Origin of the sequence: Sinorhizobium arboris LMG 14919, assembly GCF_000427465.1 — a bacterium.
Taxonomy (GTDB): domain Bacteria; phylum Pseudomonadota; class Alphaproteobacteria; order Rhizobiales; family Rhizobiaceae; genus Sinorhizobium; species Sinorhizobium arboris.
The window spans coordinates 650,274-670,211 of record NZ_ATYB01000014.1; the positions used below are offsets into that span (position 1 = coordinate 650,274).

Genomic DNA, 19,938 nt, shown 5'->3' on the forward strand with positions numbered 1-19,938 from the left:
TTTGCCGCATCCGCTGCAGAAGGCGCGGCATCATGACATTCCGTGAACATTGCCACCGGCGACAGCCGGTGGAGGCAGACAGTATTGGGGACATTCCATGGCTCAGGCATCGGGTCTGATGAATGGCAAGCGCGGCGTCATCATGGGCGTCGCAAACAATCGCTCGATTGCGTGGGGCATCGCCAAGGCTTTGTCCGAAGCCGGGGCGGAAATCGCGCTGACATGGCAGGGCGATGCCTTGAAGAAGCGCGTCGAGCCGCTGGCGCAGGAGCTCGGTGCCTTCATGGCGGGCCATTGCGATGTGACCGACCTCGCCACGATCGATGCCGTATTCTCGGCGCTCGAAGAGAAGTGGGGCAAGATCGATTTCGTCGTGCACGCGATCGCCTTCTCCGACAAGGACGAGCTGACCGGGCGCTACCTGGATACGAGCCGGGACAACTTCACGCGCACGATGGACATTTCGGTCTATTCCTTCACGGCGGTCGCCGCCCGTGCGGACCGCGTCATGAACGATGGCGGCTCGATACTGACGCTCACCTATTACGGCGCCGAGAAGGTGATGCCGCACTACAACGTCATGGGTGTCGCCAAGGCGGCCCTCGAGGCAAGCGTTCGCTATCTGGCGGTCGACCTCGGCAGCCGCGGCATCCGCGTCAATGCGATCTCGGCCGGTCCCATCAAGACGCTTGCTGCGTCCGGCATCGGTGACTTCCGCTATATCCTGAAGTGGAACGAATACAACGCCCCGCTGAAGCGCACGGTTTCGATCGAGGAGGTCGGCAATTCTGCCCTCTACCTCCTCTCCGATCTGTCGAGCGGCGTCACGGGCGAAGTCCATCATGTCGATTCCGGTTACCACACGGTCGGCATGAAAGCCGTTGACGCGCCGGACATCAGCGTTCTGAAGGACTGATAGCTTCGCTCGACGGCCGCCATGCGTCTTTCGACCGCATGGCGGCCGTAGCACTTTGAACTGCTGCATGTTCTATCCTTAAACCGGCTGCGGCCTGCGGAATCAGCGGTAGGGATCGCGGCGGCCCGCCCGGAGTGGACATCGTGCTCATCTACATGGTTCGCCATGGACAAACGGACTGGAACGCGGAGAGTCGCCTTCAGGGTCAGAAAGATATCCCCCTCAACGAGACCGGGCGGCAGCAGGCGACCGGCAACGGCATCGAGTTGAAGAGGCTTCTCGGAAGCGGCGCCGCCGACTTCGACTTCGTCAGCAGCCCGCTCGGCCGCACGCGCGAAACCATGGAGCGTCTGCGGCGGGCGATGGATCTCGATCCTCTGGTCTACCGCACCGACGATCGGCTGAAGGAAGTATCCTTCGGCGACTGGGAGGGCTACACGCTCCCCGAACTGAAACGCCTCGTACCCGAGCGGATCGCGGAGCGGCGCGTCGCCAAATGGGATTTCATCCCGCCCGGTCCTGATGCCGAAAGCTACGAGATCCTGTCCTGGCGCGTCGGTGCATGGCTCAGGAGCGTGACGCGGCCGACCGTCTGCGTCAGCCATGGCGGCGTCATCCGGGCATTGTTCAAGCTGCTGGGGGAAATGGATGCCGATGAAGCGGCGGCCGCCGCCATACCGCAGGACCGTCTGCTGAAAATCGTGGATGGCTCGATAGGCTGGCTCTGACGCCGCAAACCTACTGAAGAATCTCCAGGTCGTTGATGACGCGCTTGCCGTCGACTTCGGTGTAGAAGACAAGCACCTTGACGCCGGCCTCGAGTCCCTCGAAGTTGAACTCCTCCGGTGCCTGATAGCTCTTGCCGTCATCGAGGGAGAGGCTCAGCCGGTCGGTATCGACGCTGGTGATCACGGCTTCGACGTCGGCACTCTCGGCAAGCGCAGAGAGTGGCGAAAGCAGGCTTGCGGCGGCCATGAGCGTGGCAATGACAAATCGCATCCTTCTTGCCCTCTTCAATGATTCTGCGAATTTCGTTGTCACCACGCTTTGATCCCCGATTGTGGCAAAAATAGCCTTATGTTGTTGCTTCTAGACCACTTCCCGGAAAAGTGTGTGACGGTTTGCGTGCAGAAATACGCAGCCTCGAGGATCGTGCCGGAAAGCGGCGGCAGTGGCTCTGCGGCAGCCGTTGCCGCCAGGTTTCCCGACGTGATTTCACGGCGCCGTCCTCGAGGCGTCGACCTTGGGGAACAGAGGACATGACACCTGCGCCCGCCGCTTCCGCACAAGGGCTTTCCCATGTGCCCGCTTTCCACTAAGAGAGGGCACGCGCGTCTCTCGCGTGGCCCTCGGAGCGGGCCAGCTGCGGCTCCGGGGTAGTTGGAATAGACGCGAGGAATTGGCCCGCCGGCCATCTTCGCGATCCGGAGTTCGGTAGCCGTCATGTCGCACAATACATTCGGTCATCTTTTCCGTGTCACGACCTGGGGCGAAAGCCACGGTCCCGGACTTGGCTGTGTCGTCGACGGTTGTCCGCCCGGAATTCGCTTTACGCTCGCCGAGGTCCAGGCCTGGCTCGACAAGCGCAAGCCCGGCCAGTCGCGCTTCGTCACCCAGCGTCGTGAAGAGGATCTGGTAAAGGTCCTTTCCGGCGTGATGTTCGATGACGACGGCGAGACGATGATTTCGACCGGCACGCCGATCTCCATGATGATCGAGAACACCGACCAGCGTTCCAAGGACTATTCCGAGATCGCCAAGCGCTACCGTCCCGGCCATGCCGACTATACCTACGATGCGAAATACGGCATCCGCGATTACCGCGGCGGCGGCCGCTCCTCGGCGCGCGAGACGGCGGCGCGCGTGGCGGCCGGCGCTGTCGCCCGCAAGGTCGTGCCGGGCCTGGTGGTTCGCGGAGCCCTCGTCCAGATCGGCAAGCACCGGATCGACCGGTCCAATTGGGACTGGGCGGAAGTGAACAGCAATCCGTTCTTCTCCCCCGATCCGGCGATCGTGCCCGTCTGGGAAGAGTATCTCGACGGCATCCGCAAGGCGGGATCGTCGATCGGCGCCGTGGTCGAGGTGGTTGCCGAAGGCGTTCCGGCCGGCATCGGCGCACCGATCTACGGGAAGCTCGATCAGGATATCGCCGCCAACCTGATGTCGATCAACGCGGTAAAAGGCGTGGAGATCGGCAATGGCTTCGCCGCCGCGGAGATCAGCGGCGAGGAGAATGCCGACGAAATGCGCATCGGCCCTCAGGGCGAGCCGGTCTTCCTGTCCAACAATGCCGGCGGCATTCTGGGCGGGATCGCGACCGGGCAGCCGGTCGTTGCACGCTTCGCCATCAAGCCGACCTCATCCATTCTTACGGAGCGCCGCTCGATCGACAGCGACGGCAAGGAGGTCGACGTGCGCACCAAGGGCCGCCACGACCCCTGCGTCGGCATCCGCGCCGTTCCGATCGGGGAGGCCATGCTTGCCTGCGCAATCGCCGATCACTATCTGCGTGACCGCGGCCAGACCGGGCGACTGAAGTAATTCTGCTGCATGTTTCGGTCCGGAACTGCGATAAAGACAGAGTAATTTGCGGAGACAGGAAATGTCCTACGACCAGAAGCGCGTCGTCGAAGCCATTCGCGCCTTCGAAGCAGGCGAGATCGTCGTCGTCACCGACGATGGCGGTCGCGAGAACGAGGGCGATCTGATCGTCGCGGCAGTGCACTGCACTCCGGAGAAGATGGCGTTCATCGTGCGGCATACGTCCGGCATCGTTTGCACGCCGATGCCGCGCGAGGAGGCAAAACGCCTTAATCTGAATGCGATGGTTGCTGAAAACGACTCCGCCCACACCACCGCCTTCACCGTGTCCGTCGATTTCAAGCACGGGACCACGACGGGCATTTCAGCAGACGACCGCACGCTGACGGTCAGGAATCTTGCCAACCCGAATGTCGGCCCGACGGATTTCGTGCGGCCGGGTCATATATTTCCCCTGGTGGCGCGCGAGGGCGGCGTGCTCATGCGCTCCGGCCACACGGAGGCCGCGGTCGATCTCTGCAAGCTCGCGAGCGTGCCGCCGATCGGCGTCATCTCCGAGCTCGTCAACGATGACGGCACGGTCATGCGCGGGCCGCAGGTCGAGGCCTTTGCCGAAACTCACGGCCTCAAGCAGGTCTCGGTGGCCGACCTGATCGCCTATCGCCAGCGCAAGGAGACCTTGATCGAGCAGGGGCATTCCTTCGAAATGGACACGCCTTACGGCAGGGCCAAGGGCCACACCTATTCGCTTCCCTGGGACTCGATGCAGCACCTGGCCGTGGTCTTCGGCGACATCCGTGATGGCGTCGACATTCCGGTTCGTCTTCATCTCGAAAATGTCGGAGCCGACGTCTTCGGCCGTGGCCGTCAGATCGACGACATCATGAAGCGCATCGCCGCCGAGGGCAGGGGGGTCATCGTCTACCTGCGCGAGGGCTCGGTGGGTGTCGGGATTTCGCAGACCGCGCGAAAAGGCAAACATGAACGTGAAGCGCATTCCGAGGCACAGGCGCGCGAAAGCGAGTGGCTGGAGATCGGTCTCGGCGCGCAGATCCTGAAAGAACTCGGCATCACCTCCATCCGCCTTCTGTCGTCTCGCGAACGGCATTATGTCGGCCTGGAGGGCTTCGGCATCAAAATCGCCGCGACCGAGATTCTGTAGATCCCGCAAGAGCCTGGAGCACGTCCGGGAAAAGTGCGTAGCGGCTCTCGTCTTTGGAGTGCCGTTACGGCAGGGCGTCGTAGCCCTCGTCGAAGCCCTTCAGATCGACGGGTATGCCGATGCCCTCCTCGGGCGACTGGAAGACGATGAAGGTCGCCGTTGCGCCGGCGCGAAAGGTCTTCAGGAGCTCGTCCTCCAGCACGACCTCGGCGTAGCAGCCGTCGGAAAAGCAGCGCACGAAATAGGCGCGGCCTATGTCCTTGCCGTCGACATTGAGGCCGAGTCCGTTCGGCAGGAGCACGCCGAGCGGCGCAAGGACCCGAAGGATCTTCGCCTTGCGGTCGGCGGTCTTCAGCACGACGACCGAGAGGCCGACTTCCGGCCTGTCCTCGGCGATGACGTTCTGCATCAGCGCGCACTGTTCGGCCGAGGCGCCGGCTGGCTGGTCGCAGACAATCGACCAAGCACCGTGATTTGACTTCACCGTCCCCGGCGTCGCGTTGGATTGCTGGGCCAAGCCTGCTGCCGGGAATGCGAAGGCGACAATTGCGAGCGCGGCCAGGGTGGGCAGCCGGGAGAAGAGGGACAGGCCCATGTAAACCTCAAAAACCTCGAATCATTAGGGCTATTCTTGAAGCGCGCGGTGAGACATGAAAAGCCCTGGTCGTTACATTCCAGTGCCATATGGCCGAAATTGGGCCCGCCCGGCATGAAATCGGCCGCCCGGAGCCGCTTTCTCCCGCCGAACGAGCGTGGCTCCCCGCCAAGGGCGGCCGGTGGGCTGCCCGCGCGCGGGCGCCGGTGCGTAGGAGAGCTTGCGGCAGGTTGCGAGGTCTCCTGTGCGAAAACGTCCGCTTTGTGCAAAAATGCCGCATGGGGTTGCTTGGACAGATGTTGCGGCGCTGGTCAAACTGTGGTTTGAAGCGCTTCAGCATCGCAGGGATTCTGCGTTCCGGGTTTGATCCTGATCAAGCGCATTGGGGAGACGTAATTGTGAAAAACAAGGCCTATGCAGTTCTGGCAGCGCTTGCCTGTCTGCTTTTTGCTTCGAGCGCCTTTGCTGACAAGCCTGTCGACTGGCAGACGAACTTTCAGGCGGCTGCGACGGGCATCATGGAAGAAATCACGTGGTTTGAACACTATACCCTGTGGTTCATCATTCCGATCACACTTTTCGTTCTCCTGCTGCTGGTCATCGTGGTCGTCAAATTCCGCGAGAGCGCCAATCCTGTTCCGTCGAGGACCAGCCACAATACGCTGATCGAAGTCATCTGGACGGTCGGTCCGGTCATCGTGCTGCTTTTCCTGGCGGTTCCCTCCTTCCAGCTTCTGACCGCGCAGCTCACGCCGCCGGAGAATCCGGACCTGACGGTCAAGGCGACCGGCAACCAATGGTACTGGTCCTATGAGTACGAGGTCGGCGAAAACCCGCTGTCCTTCGACAGTCTGCTCCTGAAGGAAGAGGACCGTGCGGGCCTCGGCAAGGAAGACAAGGCGCAGTATCCGCGGCTTCTCGCCGTCGACAACGAAGTCGTCGTGCCGGTCGGCAAGACCGTTCGTCTGCTCGTCACGGCGGCCGACGTGATCCATGCCTTCGCCATGCCGGCTTTCGGCGTCAAGATCGACGCTGTTCCCGGTCGCCTCAATGAAACCTGGTTCAAGGCGGATCGCGAAGGTCTCTATTACGGCCAGTGTTCCGAGCTCTGCGGCAAGGATCACGCCTATATGCCGATCGCCATCCGCGTTGTCGCGCAGGATAAGTACGACGCCTGGCTCGCCGCCGCCGCGACTAATATCGGCGAAGCGAACAAGGCGCTCATGGCGTCCGTCGACAGCGCGGCCAAGGCCGTTGACGTCGCCGCAAACGCCGCACAGTAATCGGAAGTGGAGCTTGACCATGGCTGGAACAGCCGTTCATCACGATCAACGCCATGATCATTCCGATCATGGCCACGCGGACCACGCGCACAAGCCGCTGACCTTCTTCCAGCGCTGGTTCCTGTCGACCAACCACAAGGACATCGGTACGCTCTACCTGATCTTCGCGATCATCGCCGGTATCATCGGCGGCACGCTGTCGGTCTTCATGCGCGCCGAACTGCAGGAGCCGGGCATCCAGATCTTCCACGGCCTTGCCCAGATGGTCTACGGTTTCGAGGGTGATGCTGCCATCGACGGCGGCAAGCACATGTTCAACGTCTTCACGACTGCGCACGCCCTGATCATGATCTTCTTCATGGTCATGCCGGCGCTGATCGGCGGTTTCGCCAACTGGATGGTGCCGATCATGATCGGTGCGCCGGACATGGCGTTCCCGCGCATGAACAACATTTCCTTCTGGCTGATCGTGCCGGCCTTCCTGCTGGTGCTGCTTTCGATGTTCGTCGAGGGCCCAGCAGGCGCCTACGGCGCTGGCGGCGGCTGGACGATCTATCCGCCATTCTCGACATCCGGCATGCCCGGGCCCGCCATGGATCTCGCGATCCTCGGCCTGCACATCGCCGGCGCTTCGTCGATCCTCGGCGCGATCAATTTCATCACCACCATCCTCAACATGCGCGCTCCGGGCATGACGCTGCACAAGATGCCGCTCTTTGCCTGGTCGGTTCTGATCACCGCCTTCCTGCTCCTGCTCTCGCTGCCGGTTCTCGCAGGTGCGATCACCATGCTGCTGACGGACCGCAACTTCGGCACGACCTTCTTCGCGCCGGAAGGCGGCGGCGACCCGATCCTGTTCCAGCACCTGTTCTGGTTCTTCGGTCATCCGGAAGTGTACATTCTGATCCTGCCGGGCTTCGGCATCGTCAGCCACATCATCTCGACCTTCTCGCGCAAGCCGATCTTCGGTTATCTCGGCATGGCTTACGCAATGGTCGCGATCGGCGCCGTCGGCTTCATCGTCTGGGCACACCATATGTACACGGTCGGCATGTCGCTCCAGACGCAGCGCTACTTCGTCTTCGCGACCATGGTCATCGCGGTTCCGACGGGCGTGAAGATCTTCTCCTGGATTGCGACGATGTGGGGTGGTTCGATCCGCTTTACGACTCCGATGGTCTGGGCGATCGGCTTCATCTTCCTCTTCACAGTCGGCGGCGTCACGGGCGTCCAGCTCGCCAATGCCGGTCTCGACCGGGCGCTGCACGATACCTATTACGTGGTGGCGCACTTCCACTACGTGCTGTCGCTAGGCGCAGTCTTCGCGATCTTCGCGGCCTGGTACTACTGGTTCCCGAAAATGACCGGTTACATGTACTCGGAGTTCCTCGCCAAGCTGCATTTCTGGGTGATGTTCGTCGGCGTGAACTTGATCTTCTTCCCGCAGCACTTCCTCGGGCTCGCAGGGATGCCGCGCCGCTACATCGACTATCCGGACGCCTTTGCCGGGTGGAACATGGTGTCGTCCTACGGCTCCTATATCGCCGCTGTCGGCGTGCTGATCTTCCTCTTCTGCGTCGCCGAAGCTTTCGCGAAGAAGCGCGTTGCCGGGGATAACCCCTGGGGAGAAGGCGCCAACACACTGGAATGGCAGCTGTCTTCGCCGCCGCCCTTCCACCAGTGGGAGCAACTCCCGCGGATCAAGTGACGGGTTACGAACAGAAGCCGCCGGTTACGGCGGCTTCTCCCCGCCGGCATACCGGCGTGAGGCGGCTTTTTCTGCCGCAGCAAATGCAGGATACGGACATGACGGTCATCGACAATCACGAGGTAGCAGGCATGGAAGGCGCACCGCGACTTTCTGAGGCCTCTGCGCGCGATTATTTCGAGCTCCTGAAGCCGCGCGTCATGTCTCTCGTCGTCTTCACCGCCTTCGCCGGGCTTATTCTTGCGCCCGGCCACATCAATCCCTTCATCGGCTTCACCGCCATTCTCTGCATCGCGATCGGAGCCGGCGCTTCCGGTGCGCTGAACATGTGGTACGACGCGGACATCGACGCAGTGATGAGCCGCACGGCCAAGCGTCCGATCCCGGCCGGCAAGATTTTGCCCCAGGAAGCGCTTGCCTTCGGGCTGACGCTATCGGCATTCTCGGTGATCATCCTCGGGCTCGCCGTTCACTGGCTCGCAGCCGGGTTGCTCGCCTTCACGATTTTCTTCTACGTGGCCATCTACACGATGTGGCTGAAGCGCTCGACGCCTCAGAACATCGTCATCGGCGGTGCAGCCGGGGCTTTTCCTCCGATGATAGGCTGGGCCTGCGTGACCGGCGGCGTATCGGTCGAGAGCATCGTGCTCTTCCTCATCATCTTCCTATGGACGCCCGCGCACTTCTGGGCACTGGCGCTCTTCAAGATGGGCGACTACGGCGCGGTCGGAGTACCGATGATGCCGAATGTGTGCGGCGAAGCGACGACCAAGCGCCAGATCGTCATCTATGCCGTGCTCACGGCGATCAGCGGCATCTGTCCCACCCTGCTCGGCTTCGCGAGCCTGGGTTATGGAGCCTTTGCCACGGCCATGGGGCTTGGCTTCGTCTGGTATTCACTGGGCGTGCTGCGTATGCCCGAAGACGACAAGCGCATGGTACCGGCGAAAAAGCTCTTCGCCTTTTCCATCGCGTATCTTTTCGCGATTTTCTCGGCGCTCCTGGTAGATTACGCGATCGCCCGGATCTGGCTTGGAGGAGTTATCTGATGGAAACCGTCGAACTGAGCGAGACTCAGAAGAAGTCCCGCCGCGGCCGCAACATCGCGCTCGGTATCGTGCTGGCGGGCCTGGTCGTCGTTTTCTACGTCGTGACGCTGGTCAAAGTCGGCGGCGGCATGGTGAATTGAGGGCGTTGGATATGGCGGATACAGGGCAGGCAGATCGGAAGGAACGCTCGAATGGCGTGATCGTCGGCACGTGCCTCGCCTTCGTGGCCGGCATGATCGGAATGGCCTATGCGGCCGTTCCGCTCTACGACATGTTCTGCCGCGTCACGGGCTATAATGGCACGACGCAACGCGTGGAGCAGGTATCCGACGTCATCCTGGACGAAAAGATCAAGGTTACCTTCGACGCCAATGTCGCTGCCGGACTGCCCTGGGAGTTCGTACCGGTGCAACGCGATATCGACGTCAGGATCGGTGAGACGGTGCAGATCACCTACCGCGCCAAGAACATTTCGTCCAAGGCGACGACCGGGCAGGCGACATTCAACGTGACGCCGATGGCGGCAGGCGCTTATTTCAACAAGGTGCAGTGCTTCTGCTTCACGGAGACGACGCTCAAGCCGGGTGAGGAAATGGAGATGCCGGTCGTCTTCTTCGTCGATCCGGAAATCGTCAAACCGGTCGAGACGAAGGGCATCAAGACTTTGACGCTGTCCTACACCTTCTATCCGCGCGAACCGTCCAAGCCGGTCGCGGAGGTGAAGGCGAAGACCGAAAACAAACTTTGACATGAGCGCCGTTTCGGCTATGCCGGACGGCGACAAGAGAGGACTATCGGGGATTATCGACATGGCCGGAGCGCACCAGAAGCAACACGATTACCACATCATCGACCCGAGCCCGTGGCCGCTGCTTGCCTCCATCGGAGCCTTCATCATAGCTCTCGGCGGTGTCGGCTACATGCGCTATCTCTCCGGCGGCTCCTTCAAGATGTTCGGGCTGGAGCTCGCCAATCCGTGGGTCTTCTTCATCGGCCTGGCGCTTATCCTTTACACCATGTTCGGCTGGTGGTCGGACACCATCAAGGAAGCGCATGAGGGGCACCATACCCGCGTCGTGTCGCTGCATCTGCGCTACGGCATGATCATGTTCATCGCTTCCGAGGTGATGTTCTTCGCAGCCTGGTTCTGGGCCTTCTTCGACGCGAGCCTCTTTCCGGGCGAAGCGATCCAGGCCGCGCGCGCCGAGTTCACCGGTGGCGTTTGGCCGCCGAAGGGCATCGAGGTGCTCGATCCCTGGCACCTGCCGCTCTACAATACCGTCATCCTGCTGCTTTCCGGCACGACGGTGACCTGGGCGCACCATGCGCTGCTGCACAACGACCGCAAGGGCCTCGTTTATGGCCTGACGCTCACGGTCATGCTCGGCGTTCTGTTCTCCTATGTGCAGGGCTACGAATATGCCCACGCTCCCTTCGCCTTCAAGGATTCGATCTACGGCGCGACCTTCTTCATGGCGACCGGTTTCCATGGTTTCCACGTGCTGGTCGGCACGATCTTCCTGCTCGTCTGCCTGCTGCGCGCACTGCGCGGCGACTTCACGCCGAAGCACCACTTCGGCTTCGAAGCGGCAGCCTGGTACTGGCATTTCGTCGACGTGGTCTGGCTGTTCCTCTTCTTCTCCATCTACATCTGGGGTGGCTGGGGTGCGCCGATTGCCCACGGCTGAGATCGTTTCGGCTGGATAATGACGGGGGCGGCTGCAGGGATGCGGCCGCCCCGTTTCGTTCGGGAAAGGCATGTTCATCCCGGCGGCATGGTGATGGCCATGGACAGCCCAACTATCTCGGCTGGCTGGCGTTTTTGACGCAGATGTTCGATTGGACGAATGGCTGAATTGCCGTTACCAATGCCGAGAGAAACGAAAATCCGGGACATGGTTCCCAACAGTACTTGAGCTCGTGATCAATCCATGAACGAAGATAAAGCGCTCTATCCGCCGGTCGATCCCGTCATGACGGGCATCAAGGGTCTGTGCCCGCGCTGCGGGCAAGGTAAACTCTTCGACGGCCTGCTGAAGGTTCGGCCGGCTTGCAACAATTGCGAGCTCGATTATGGCTTCGCGGATTCCGGCGATGGTCCTGTCGTTTTCGTCATCCTGATTGTCGGCTTCATCGTCGTCGGCGCGGCGCTCTGGATGGAGGTCAACGTCAATCCGCCGCTCTGGCTGCACTTCCTCCTGTGGATTCCGCTTGCGACAATCTTGAGCCTGGGGCTGACGCGCATGCTGAAGGGCGTTCTCATCAACCTGCAGTACCGCAACAATGCCCGTCCCGGTGAAATCGACCGTGGTTGACGAGCGCATGCCGGCCTCGCGCAGCCGCGTCGTCCGGACGGCGGGTGTGGTTCTGGTGCTTGCGGCGTTTGCCGTGCTGGTGTCGCTTGGCACCTGGCAGATGCAGCGGCTGCATTGGAAGGAGGCGCTGATTGCCGCAATAGCCGAACGGCGGTCGGCTCCGCCAGTCACGCTCGAGAAGATCGAGGCCATGGACGCTGCCGGCGAGGATATCGACTACCGGGCAGTGCAAGTGTCCGGCGTCTACGACCACGGCCGGGAGCGCCATTTCTTCGCCACGCATGAAGGCCGTACGGGCTTCTATGTCTTCACGCCGCTGATGCTGGCCGACGGCCGTGCCCTTTTCGTAAACCGCGGCTTCGTCCCCTTCGAGAAGAAGGACGTCTCCACGCGGCGCGAGGGGCAGATTGCCGGAAAGGTGACCGTCAACGGTCTGGCGCGGCCGAAGCTTTCCGAAAAGCCGTCGTCGCTGGTGCCGGACAACGATGCCGAGAAGAACATCTTCTATTGGAAGGACCTCGATGCGATGGCGAACTCTGCCGGCCTTGCGGCCGATCGCGTCGTCCCTTTCTTCACCGATGCCGATCGATCGCCCAATCCCGGAGGTCTGCCGATCGGCGGCGTGACTCAGTTCGATCTCCCGAACAATCACCTGCAATATGCGCTGACCTGGTACGGCCTTGCGGCTGCGCTCGTCGTCGTCAGCGGCTTCTACGTCTACCGGCGCAGATAGTAAGGCGCGCCGGTTCTGCCTTGTGCGCCCGACCGTTGCAGCTATATATGGCGCATGCCGACATCTGGCTTTGTTCGTTCCACTGGCGTTTCATGATGGCCTCATCCGCAGCAGCAAAAACTCCGATCACCATCCGTCTCTGTGGGCCGCGCGGCTTCTGCGCGGGCGTCGACCGGGCGATCCAGATCGTGGTGCTCGCGCTAAAGGAGTTCGGCGCGCCGGTCTATGTCCGTCACGAGATCGTGCATAACCGCTATGTCGTGGAAGGGCTCGAAGCAAAAGGGGCGATTTTCGTCGAGGAACTCGACGAGATCCCGCTGGAGCACCGCGAGCAGCCTGTCGTTTTTTCCGCTCATGGCGTGCCGAAATCGGTCCCGGCCGACGCGGACGCGCGCAATCTCTTCTATCTCGACGCCACCTGTCCGCTTGTCTCGAAGGTGCACAAGCAGGCGATGCGCCATCATCGCATGGGACGCCACGTCGTCCTGATCGGTCACGCGGGCCACCCGGAGGTCATCGGCACGATGGGGCAGCTGCCCGAAGGAGCGGTCTCCCTCGTCGAGACCGTCGAGGATGCCGATGTCTATACGCCGCCGGATCCGGACAATCTCGGTTTCGTCACGCAGACGACGCTGTCGGTCGACGACACCGCCGGCGTCATCAAGCGGCTGCACGAGCGCTTTCCGAACCTGACGGCGCCCGCAGCCGATTCGATCTGCTATGCGACGACGAACCGGCAGGAAGCGGTAAAGCAGGCGGCCCCAGGCTGCGACCTTTTCCTGGTTGTCGGCGCGCCCAACTCCTCCAATTCGAAGCGGCTCGTAGAAGTGGCGCTGAGGGCAGGGGCGAAGAATGCCGCTCTCGTTCAGCGTGCCTCGGAAATCGACTGGGCGGCGATCGGGGACATCTCGACCGTCGGACTGTCGGCGGGCGCGTCGGCGCCGGAAGTGATCGTCAACGAGATTATCGAAGCTTTCCGCGAGCGCTACGACGCCGTGGTCGAGCTTGCCGACACGGTGGAGGAAAACGAGCACTTTCTCGTCAACCGCGAGCTCCGGCACGTCGAACTGACGGGTGCCGACATGGCCTTCGTCAACGGCGAGTAGCGCAGACGCCGCTCAGCATTTCCCCAATTCGCATCTCTGGAAAGTATCGCGCCTTGGCAGTTTATACCGATATCACGGAAGACGAACTGATCCGTTTCCTCGCCGCCTATGAGGTGGGGTCGCTGACCTCCTACAAGGGGATCGCCGAAGGCGTGGAGAATTCCAATTTCCTTCTCCACACGACCAAAGGGGCCTACATTCTCACGCTCTACGAGAAGCGCGTAAACGCCGACGACCTGCCGTTTTTCCTGGGCCTTATGCATCACCTCGCCCAAAGGGGACTTTCCTGCCCGCTGCCCCTTCCGCGCGCCGACGGCAAACTGCTCGGCACGCTCTCCGGGAGACCGGCGGCGGTGATCTCCTTTCTGGAAGGCATGTGGCTGAGGAAGCCCGAGGCGCAGCACTGCCGCGAGGTCGGCCGGGCTCTCGCTTCGATGCATCAGGCAGGCGAGGGCTTTCGCTTGAAACGCCCCAACGCGCTTTCCGTCGATGGCTGGCGGCCGTTATGGCGGAATTCGGAAGCCCGTGCCGACGAGGTTCAAGCGGGCCTCAAGGACGAGATCGCGACGGAGCTCGCCTTCCTCGAAGAGCACTGGCCGCAAGGCCTGCCGGAAGGCGTGATCCACGCGGATCTCTTCCCGGACAACGTCTTCTTCCTTGGCGATCGCCTCTCCGGCCTGATCGATTTCTATTTCGCCTGCAACGATTTCCTCGCTTACGACGTCGCCATCTGCCTGAACTCGTGGTGCTTCGAGAAGGATGGTTCCTACAACATCACCAAGGGCATGGCGCTGCTCTCCGGCTATGAGAGCGTGCGGCGGCTGACGGCGGAAGAAGTCGAGGCGCTGCCGCTGCTTGCGCGCGGGTCCGCGCTCCGCTTCTTTCTGACGCGCCTCTATGACTGGCTGACGACGCCGCCGGGCGCGCTTGTGGTCAAGAAGGACCCGCTCGAATATCTGACGAAGATCCGCTTTCATCGCGCCATCGTCTCGAGCGCCGAATATGGCCTCGGACGCGAAGAGGCCTCGGCATGAAGCACGTCGACATTTTCACCGACGGTGCGTGCTCGGGAAATCCCGGACCGGGCGGCTGGGGCGCGGTGCTGCGCTACGGCGACGTGGAGAAGGAAATGTCCGGTGGAGAGGCGGAGACGACGAACAACCGCATGGAGCTTCTCGCAGCAATCTCGGCACTGAACGCGCTCAGGCAGTCCTGTGAGGTCGATCTCCACACCGACAGCAAATATGTGATGGACGGTATCTCCAAATGGATACACGGCTGGAAGCGCAACGGTTGGAGAACCGGGGACCGAAAGCCGGTGAAGAACGGCGAGTTATGGCAGGCGCTCGATGAGGCAAGAAATCGCCACAACGTGACCTGGCACTGGGTCAAGGGCCACGCCGGTCATCCGGAGAACGAACGTGCCGACGAACTCGCCCGCAAGGGCATGGAGCCGTTCAAGAAGGCGCGCCGGACGGATGCGGTGAAGTGAATTCGACTGGGCACTGCGCGAGGTCGCCCCAGATGCCGCGACGCCCAATGACCGGATGCGAATTCAAGCAAGCAACGAGCGAATCCAATCGTCGAACCCCTGGTTTTCACCAGGCACGACAGGAGAGGTTTCGGGATATGTTTCCGGATGCCGGTGCATCAGATCGCGTAAGTCCCGTGCGGATTGTCCGTACTGGTGTTTGAAGGCTCGAGCGAAATGATCGCTGCGTAAAAATCCGAACTCGGCCGCAATTTCGGAAATGCGCCGGGTTTCTCTCGGATCAGCAAGGACTGCCCTTATGCGCTCAAGCCGCCTGCTCCGCACGTAGTGCAACACACCTCCCTCCTGGTCGAACAATCGGTAGAGCGTTCTGCGGGACACGCCCACAGCATTGCAGATCGCATCGGTGCTGAGTTCGGAGGAATTGAGGTGTGCTTCGATAAAGCGCTTCGCCCGACGCTGTAGGACCAATTCAAGACCCGGCCGCGCTGCCTCAACGTTGACAAGAGAAGGGGCGAGGCAAGCCGTGAGCATTTCGCATGTGGCTCGGCTTAGCGCCTGCTCGTCACCCCCCGGCAACGTGGGCAGCCGCCGGACCAGCATATCCAGATACTCGGCCAGGAGCACCGCGTGTGGACCCGATGGTGCACTCCCATGAAGGGCGGCGAGATTGGGGAGTCGTTCCTCGAGCAGCGACCTCGGAACGAACAACGCCACGAGACTGGAGTTCGGTTCGTCACTGATCAATTCGCTGGAGAGATCGAGCACGGAAACTTGGCCGGCCTTCCCCTCGAACTCGCGCCGCGGCGTTTGGGCTTTCCAGCCGCCGGTGCGGTACAGGTTGAAAACAAAGTGGTCCATGCCGTCTCGGCGGACTCGCGCCGGCGATCTGACGTAGCGCTGCCCGCCAAGACTGGCACTGGTGACGACCATTTCACCGAGTTGGAACGCATCGACGCTCGCGTCGAACGTCGCCCCGGCATCGCCGGGAAGGCGCTCGACGTCGAAAACTACAGCGATGCTCTCCCGCCAGACATCGAATTGCCGGGTCGAGAAACGGGTGCTGGGGATCGTTGACGAGTCCATGGATCTCCTCCTCGCCGCATGAGGTACAGCCCTAGGTTGGCACGCTGGGTCAAGTTTTGGCACGAATATGGTCTTGAGACCAGTCGCAGCGAACCTATCCTTGAATTCGAAACTGCTCCCGGGAACATCGAACCGCTTCACCGTCACACAGGAGGCCTCATGTCGATCCCGCTTGACCCCGTGCGGTCGTTGAAGCGCATCGAAGCCTGGGTTGCCCGGTACTACCCGGACCGCCTGCCGTTCGTTCGACCAGGAGTAAACTCCTGCACTATTCAACGATTCGAGACCAAGTTCGGGAAAGCCCTGCCTTCCGACCTCCGGCTTCTCTATACTGCCCATGACGGCCAGCCGGAGGGAGCGCCCACCCTCTATCTCAATCAGCGGTGGCTGCCGCTCGATCTTGCGGCTGTGGCCTGGGAGGACCTTTGCCTCCGATATGGCACCGGTGACGAATTTCATCTGGTCGCGCTCGCCGACGACCGCCCCCTCCGTCAGGCCACCACGTGGTCGGCAGATTGGCTCCCCCTCTTCAGCAGTCCGCGCGGCGATCACTATTGCATCGATCTCCGGACAAAGCGCGCAGATCGATACGGCCAAGTCATCTGGTTTCTCTACGACCGTACCGAGCGCGCTGTCGTCGCCCAAAGCATTGGCGATCTCTTCCGGCGCGTTGCGGACGGTCTCGATGCCGGGAAATGGCGGCTGGACGATGGATACGATGGATTAAGCGATTGATCAGCGCTCGCCGGATGGCGGCAACAGGAGGTAATCATGAGATCGAAGGCTGTGTTTTTGGCTGCAGCAATGACATCAGCGCTGTCGGGGTTTTCGGCGCTGGCTCAGGAGACGGCAGCCCCGCCCCTGGTCGAGCAACTCAACAACGGCAACTGGCTGCCGCAGGAGGAAGCTGAGGCGCTGCGCGACGAGCTCTACTATCAGCGCGCCGTGCACGCCTACATCACCATGCTCCCGGCACTGAACACCATCGGCATGCGTGATGGCTCGGAAGCGACATTCGGCAGGGGCTACAACATCCTGCCGATCTGGAAGGACCGGATGGACTCGCGCACCTGGGTGCCCACGCCGAATGCCGACGTCATCTATTCAATGAGTTATCTCGACCTGAAGGAAACCGGACCGCTCGTGGTTGCAGCGCCACCCAATGTGATCGGCATGCTCACCGACTTTTTCCAGCGCACCATCACCGATGTCGGGCTGATCGGGCCGGACCGCGCGCGCGGCGGGCTATATCTCCTGCTGCCGCCAGATTATGACGGCGAAGTTCCGCAAGGCTACTTCGCATTCAAATCGAAGACCTACAATGTCTTCCTGTTCTTCCGCACGATCATGGCGAAAGGCGAAAACGGGCCCGACCCCAAGCCGGCCGTGGCGCTCGCCGAACAAACGCGCGTCTACCCGCTGTGGACGCCGGAGAAGGATGTCAAGCCGATGGAGTTCCCCAACGGTTCGGGCAAGCGCATCAACATGATGTATCCGGTCGATGATGCGTACTGGACCAAGCTGAAGGCGTTCGTCGACTACGAGCCCGTCTCGGCGATCGATCCCGAACTGCGCGGCGTGCTGGCATCGATAGGCATCATCAAGGGCCAGCCGTTCAACCCGACCCCGAAGCAGCAGGAGCTGCTGAAAAAGGCAGTTGCGACCGCACCCAAGATGATCCTGGCCTTACGGCAGCTCGGCAGGCCGGACGAACGCGATCGCTACTACAAGGACAGGCAGTATCTCAACACTTGGGCTGCCGGCACATCCGAATGGCTGCAGGACGGCTATCTCGATGTGAACCAGCGCGCATCGTACTTCCAGGTTGCCTATTCGTCAGCGCCCGCCATGGTCATGCGCACTCTGGGTGCGGGCTCGAAATATCCATTCACCTTCAAGGACGCGAAGGGCGAGTTCCTGAACGGCTCGAGCACCTACAGGCTGCACCTGCCACCCAATCCGCCGGCGGCGCTATTCTGGGCAGTCACCGCCTACAACATCACCGACGGGACGATGGTGGAAGCGCCTCAATTGATGCCGTCGATCAACGGCTTCAACAAGGTCGCAACGAATCAGGATGGCTCGGTGGACCTGTGGTTCGCACCCGAGAAGCCTGCCGACGCGCAGGACACGAACTGGATCCAAACGGTCAGCGGCCGGAATTTCCTGGTGGCCTTGCGCCTCTACGGCACCGGCGTCGAGTTCTTCGACCAGACATGGAAGCCAGACGACGTGGTGAAGGTCGATTGATCCAAGCTGGCGGGCCGCGAGGTGCGGCCCGCTTCGTGCAAGTACGAACTCAAGGAGAAAGACGGTGAGAACCAGAACAGCCATCATCAGGTCAGCGCTGCTTGCTTGCGCCCTTTGCGGAGCGACGAACGCCATGGCGCAGGAGACCAACCCCTTCGAGGGCGACGCGACCGTCAGCACACGCATCGGCAACCTGACCTTCGAAAGCGGCTACCCGTCCGCCGAGACCGTGAAGAAGCTCTATGACGAAATGGACTTCCAGCGGGCGTCGCAGGCCTATCTGTGGAGCATCCCCGCCGTCGGCCTGAATGAATGGCGTCGGGCTCACTACGACGTCTTTGGCGGCAAAAGCGGCGAGATGCTCACCTATTTGGATTTTGCCGAGAAGCTGGGCATCCTGACGCCGAATTATACGACGCCTTACATCGCTACCTTCATCGACCTGAAGGAAACCGGCCCCTTCGTCGTCGAAGTGCCCCCAGGGCTGATCGCGGGCATGGTTCTCGACAATTGGCAGCGGGTGCTTGCCGACCTTGGCGTCGTCGGTCCCGACATGGGCAAGGGCGGCAAATATCTGATCATGCCGCCCGGATACGGACCGGTTGAGGCTCCGGGCTACTTTGTGGTGCAGGCGACGAGCCGCGACGTGCTGGCCGGGTTCCGGCTGCTCGGCGCCGACAAGGAAAAGGCGATCGCCGAAATTGTGCCGCAAATCAAGACATACAGCTGGACTGTTGAAGGCACTGGCGAACCCATGCCCGCACGCGCCGCCGGCGACAAGAAATGGAGCCAGATGCCTCCGCGCGGCATGGCTTACTGGAACAGCCTCAACGAGGTCATCCAGCGCAACCCCATCGACGAGCGCGACCGGCTGATTCTGGGGCAGCTGAAGTTCCTCGGCATCGAAAGGGGCCAGCCGTTCGAGCCCGACGAAAGGCAGACCAAACTGCTTCAGGACGGAATTCTGGTCGGGGAGGCGATGGCGAAGGTCAACACCACCGACAAGCGTGTCGAGCCGCCTTTCTGGGAGGGCACCAACTGGAAGCACGCCTTGGTCGTGGCGACCGATCAGAAGGCCAACACCTATGATCAAGTCGACGAGCGCGCTGCCTGGTTCTACGAGGCCGTCGTTGTTTCCAAAGCGATGCTGACCCAGACACCGGGTGTCGGCCAGCGCTACATCGCCTCCTACAAGGATGCGGACGGCGCCTGGCTCTCGGGCGAGAACACCTACAAGCTGCATGTCCCCGCCAATCCTCCCGCGAAGGGCTTCTGGTCGGTCACCGCCTATGACGAGGGCACGCGCCAGATGCCGGTGACCGAGCAGGGACGACCGGACATCTCGTCGCGCAAGGAAGACATCGTCAAGAACGAGGACGGCTCGATCGACGTCTATTTCGGTCCGAAGGCGCCCGAAGGCCACGAGGCGAATTGGATACAGACCAATCCTGACAAGGGATGGTTCGCCTACTTCCGCTTTTACGGGCCGACGGAGCCGTTCTTCGACAAGTCGTGGGCGCTCCCCGACGTCGAGAAGGTCCAGTGAGGACTGGGCGCCGCAGCGGCCAAGTCCCGCTGCGGCGCCCACCTGACCAACCAGAGGGCCTTTCGTGACGAGACAGCAGGAGGACGCCGTTTACGGGCCTGTACTGAACGCCGCACCACGCACGAACGATCATATTCCTTGCGCAGTCGCCGCTGA

The 19,938-nt window shown here is 61.7% G+C and carries 21 protein-coding genes; 18 read left to right on the forward strand and 3 right to left on the reverse strand.

The features are described 5' to 3' along the window. Window positions 1-97: 97 nt before the first annotated feature. Window positions 98-916, forward strand: coding sequence for an enoyl-ACP reductase FabI (fabI, locus tag SINAR_RS0114195; protein ID WP_027999716.1), 819 nt, complete (start codon window positions 98-100; stop codon window positions 914-916). Between the two features lie 143 nt (window positions 917-1,059). Then, entirely contained in the window at window positions 1,060-1,644 is a 585-nt protein-coding gene (locus SINAR_RS0114200) for a histidine phosphatase family protein (protein ID WP_027999717.1), read from the forward strand. 10 nt (window positions 1,645-1,654) lie between these two features. Here SINAR_RS0114200 and SINAR_RS0114205 read toward each other — a convergent pair whose 3' ends face one another. Beyond that, entirely contained in the window at window positions 1,655-1,915 is a 261-nt protein-coding gene (locus SINAR_RS0114205; RefSeq protein ID WP_027999718.1) for a DUF1344 domain-containing protein, read from the reverse strand. Between the two features lie 444 nt (window positions 1,916-2,359). Between SINAR_RS0114205 and aroC the strand changes: the two genes are divergently transcribed. Both aroC and ribB read left to right on the forward strand, forming a co-directional pair. Next, complete coding sequence (gene aroC, locus SINAR_RS0114210) at window positions 2,360-3,457, forward strand: chorismate synthase (RefSeq protein ID WP_027999719.1); 1,098 nt, start codon at window positions 2,360-2,362, stop codon at window positions 3,455-3,457. A gap of 61 nt (window positions 3,458-3,518) precedes the next feature. Continuing rightward, window positions 3,519-4,619 carry a 3,4-dihydroxy-2-butanone-4-phosphate synthase gene (gene ribB / locus SINAR_RS0114215; RefSeq protein ID WP_027999720.1) on the forward strand — a complete coding sequence of 367 codons (1,101 nt, stop codon included), beginning with the start codon at window positions 3,519-3,521 and terminating at the stop codon, window positions 4,617-4,619. Between the two features lie 64 nt (window positions 4,620-4,683). On the opposite strand, the gene SINAR_RS0114220 is transcribed toward ribB, so the two are convergent. Next, entirely contained in the window at window positions 4,684-5,214 is a 531-nt protein-coding gene (locus SINAR_RS0114220; protein WP_027999721.1) for an invasion associated locus B family protein, read from the reverse strand. Window positions 5,215-5,612: 398 nt separating this feature from the next. Between SINAR_RS0114220 and coxB the strand changes: the two genes are divergently transcribed. The 11 genes from coxB (at window position 5,613) to rnhA (ending at window position 14,900) form a co-directional block, all read left to right on the forward strand. Then, window positions 5,613-6,497, forward strand: coding sequence for a cytochrome c oxidase subunit II (coxB, locus tag SINAR_RS0114225; RefSeq protein WP_027999722.1), 885 nt, complete (start codon window positions 5,613-5,615; stop codon window positions 6,495-6,497). Window positions 6,498-6,516: 19 nt separating this feature from the next. Further along, a complete protein-coding gene (ctaD, locus tag SINAR_RS0114230) occupies window positions 6,517-8,205 on the forward strand; it encodes a cytochrome c oxidase subunit I (protein WP_027999723.1) in 1,689 nt (562 codons plus the stop codon). A 98-nt stretch (window positions 8,206-8,303) separates the two neighbouring features. Continuing rightward, window positions 8,304-9,254, forward strand: coding sequence for a heme o synthase (locus SINAR_RS0114235; protein ID WP_027999724.1), 951 nt, complete (start codon window positions 8,304-8,306; stop codon window positions 9,252-9,254). Further along, window positions 9,254-9,394: a cytochrome c oxidase system small membrane protein gene (locus SINAR_RS0114240; protein WP_027999725.1), complete on the forward strand. Its 141-nt coding sequence runs from the start codon at window positions 9,254-9,256 to the stop codon at window positions 9,392-9,394. The genes SINAR_RS0114235 and SINAR_RS0114240 overlap by 1 nt, the downstream gene beginning before the upstream one ends. 11 nt (window positions 9,395-9,405) lie before the next feature. After that, entirely contained in the window at window positions 9,406-10,002 is a 597-nt protein-coding gene (locus SINAR_RS0114245) for a cytochrome c oxidase assembly protein (RefSeq protein WP_027999726.1), read from the forward strand. Window positions 10,003-10,063: 61 nt separating this feature from the next. Beyond that, window positions 10,064-10,942: a cytochrome c oxidase subunit 3 gene (locus SINAR_RS0114250; protein WP_027999727.1), complete on the forward strand. Its 879-nt coding sequence runs from the start codon at window positions 10,064-10,066 to the stop codon at window positions 10,940-10,942. Window positions 10,943-11,185: 243 nt separating this feature from the next. Continuing rightward, window positions 11,186-11,569, forward strand: coding sequence for a DUF983 domain-containing protein (locus tag SINAR_RS0114255; RefSeq protein ID WP_028002328.1), 384 nt, complete (start codon window positions 11,186-11,188; stop codon window positions 11,567-11,569). After that, window positions 11,538-12,302, forward strand: coding sequence for an SURF1 family protein (locus SINAR_RS0114260; protein WP_027999728.1), 765 nt, complete (start codon window positions 11,538-11,540; stop codon window positions 12,300-12,302). The genes SINAR_RS0114255 and SINAR_RS0114260 overlap by 32 nt, the downstream gene beginning before the upstream one ends. Before the next feature lie 95 nt (window positions 12,303-12,397). After that, window positions 12,398-13,408, forward strand: a complete 1,011-nt coding sequence (gene ispH / locus SINAR_RS0114265) for a 4-hydroxy-3-methylbut-2-enyl diphosphate reductase (protein ID WP_027999729.1) — start codon at window positions 12,398-12,400, stop codon at window positions 13,406-13,408. 53 nt (window positions 13,409-13,461) lie between these two features. Next, on the forward strand, window positions 13,462-14,442 hold the full coding sequence (locus tag SINAR_RS0114270) for a homoserine kinase (protein WP_027999730.1): 981 nt from the start codon (window positions 13,462-13,464) through the stop codon (window positions 14,440-14,442). Next, window positions 14,439-14,900, forward strand: coding sequence for a ribonuclease HI (gene rnhA / locus SINAR_RS0114275; RefSeq protein ID WP_027999731.1), 462 nt, complete (start codon window positions 14,439-14,441; stop codon window positions 14,898-14,900). Before SINAR_RS0114270 ends, rnhA begins: the two co-directional genes overlap by 4 nt. Window positions 14,901-14,963: 63 nt before the next feature. Here rnhA and SINAR_RS0114280 read toward each other — a convergent pair whose 3' ends face one another. Further along, window positions 14,964-15,986 (reverse strand): helix-turn-helix domain-containing protein, encoded by a 1,023-nt coding sequence (locus SINAR_RS0114280; RefSeq protein WP_027999732.1) that lies wholly within the window; start codon window positions 15,984-15,986, stop codon window positions 14,964-14,966. 159 nt (window positions 15,987-16,145) lie between these two features. Here SINAR_RS0114280 and SINAR_RS0114285 point away from each other — a divergent pair, with 159 nt between their 5' ends. From SINAR_RS0114285 to SINAR_RS0114295, 3 genes are all read left to right on the forward strand, one after another. Further along, window positions 16,146-16,721, forward strand: coding sequence for an SMI1/KNR4 family protein (locus SINAR_RS0114285; protein WP_027999733.1), 576 nt, complete (start codon window positions 16,146-16,148; stop codon window positions 16,719-16,721). Between the two features lie 36 nt (window positions 16,722-16,757). After that, complete coding sequence (locus SINAR_RS0114290; RefSeq protein ID WP_027999734.1) at window positions 16,758-18,236, forward strand: DUF1254 domain-containing protein; 1,479 nt, start codon at window positions 16,758-16,760, stop codon at window positions 18,234-18,236. A gap of 82 nt (window positions 18,237-18,318) precedes the next feature. Further along, window positions 18,319-19,782: a DUF1254 domain-containing protein gene (locus SINAR_RS0114295; protein ID WP_336884857.1), complete on the forward strand. Its 1,464-nt coding sequence runs from the start codon at window positions 18,319-18,321 to the stop codon at window positions 19,780-19,782. The last annotated feature ends 156 nt before the right edge of the window (window positions 19,783-19,938 follow it).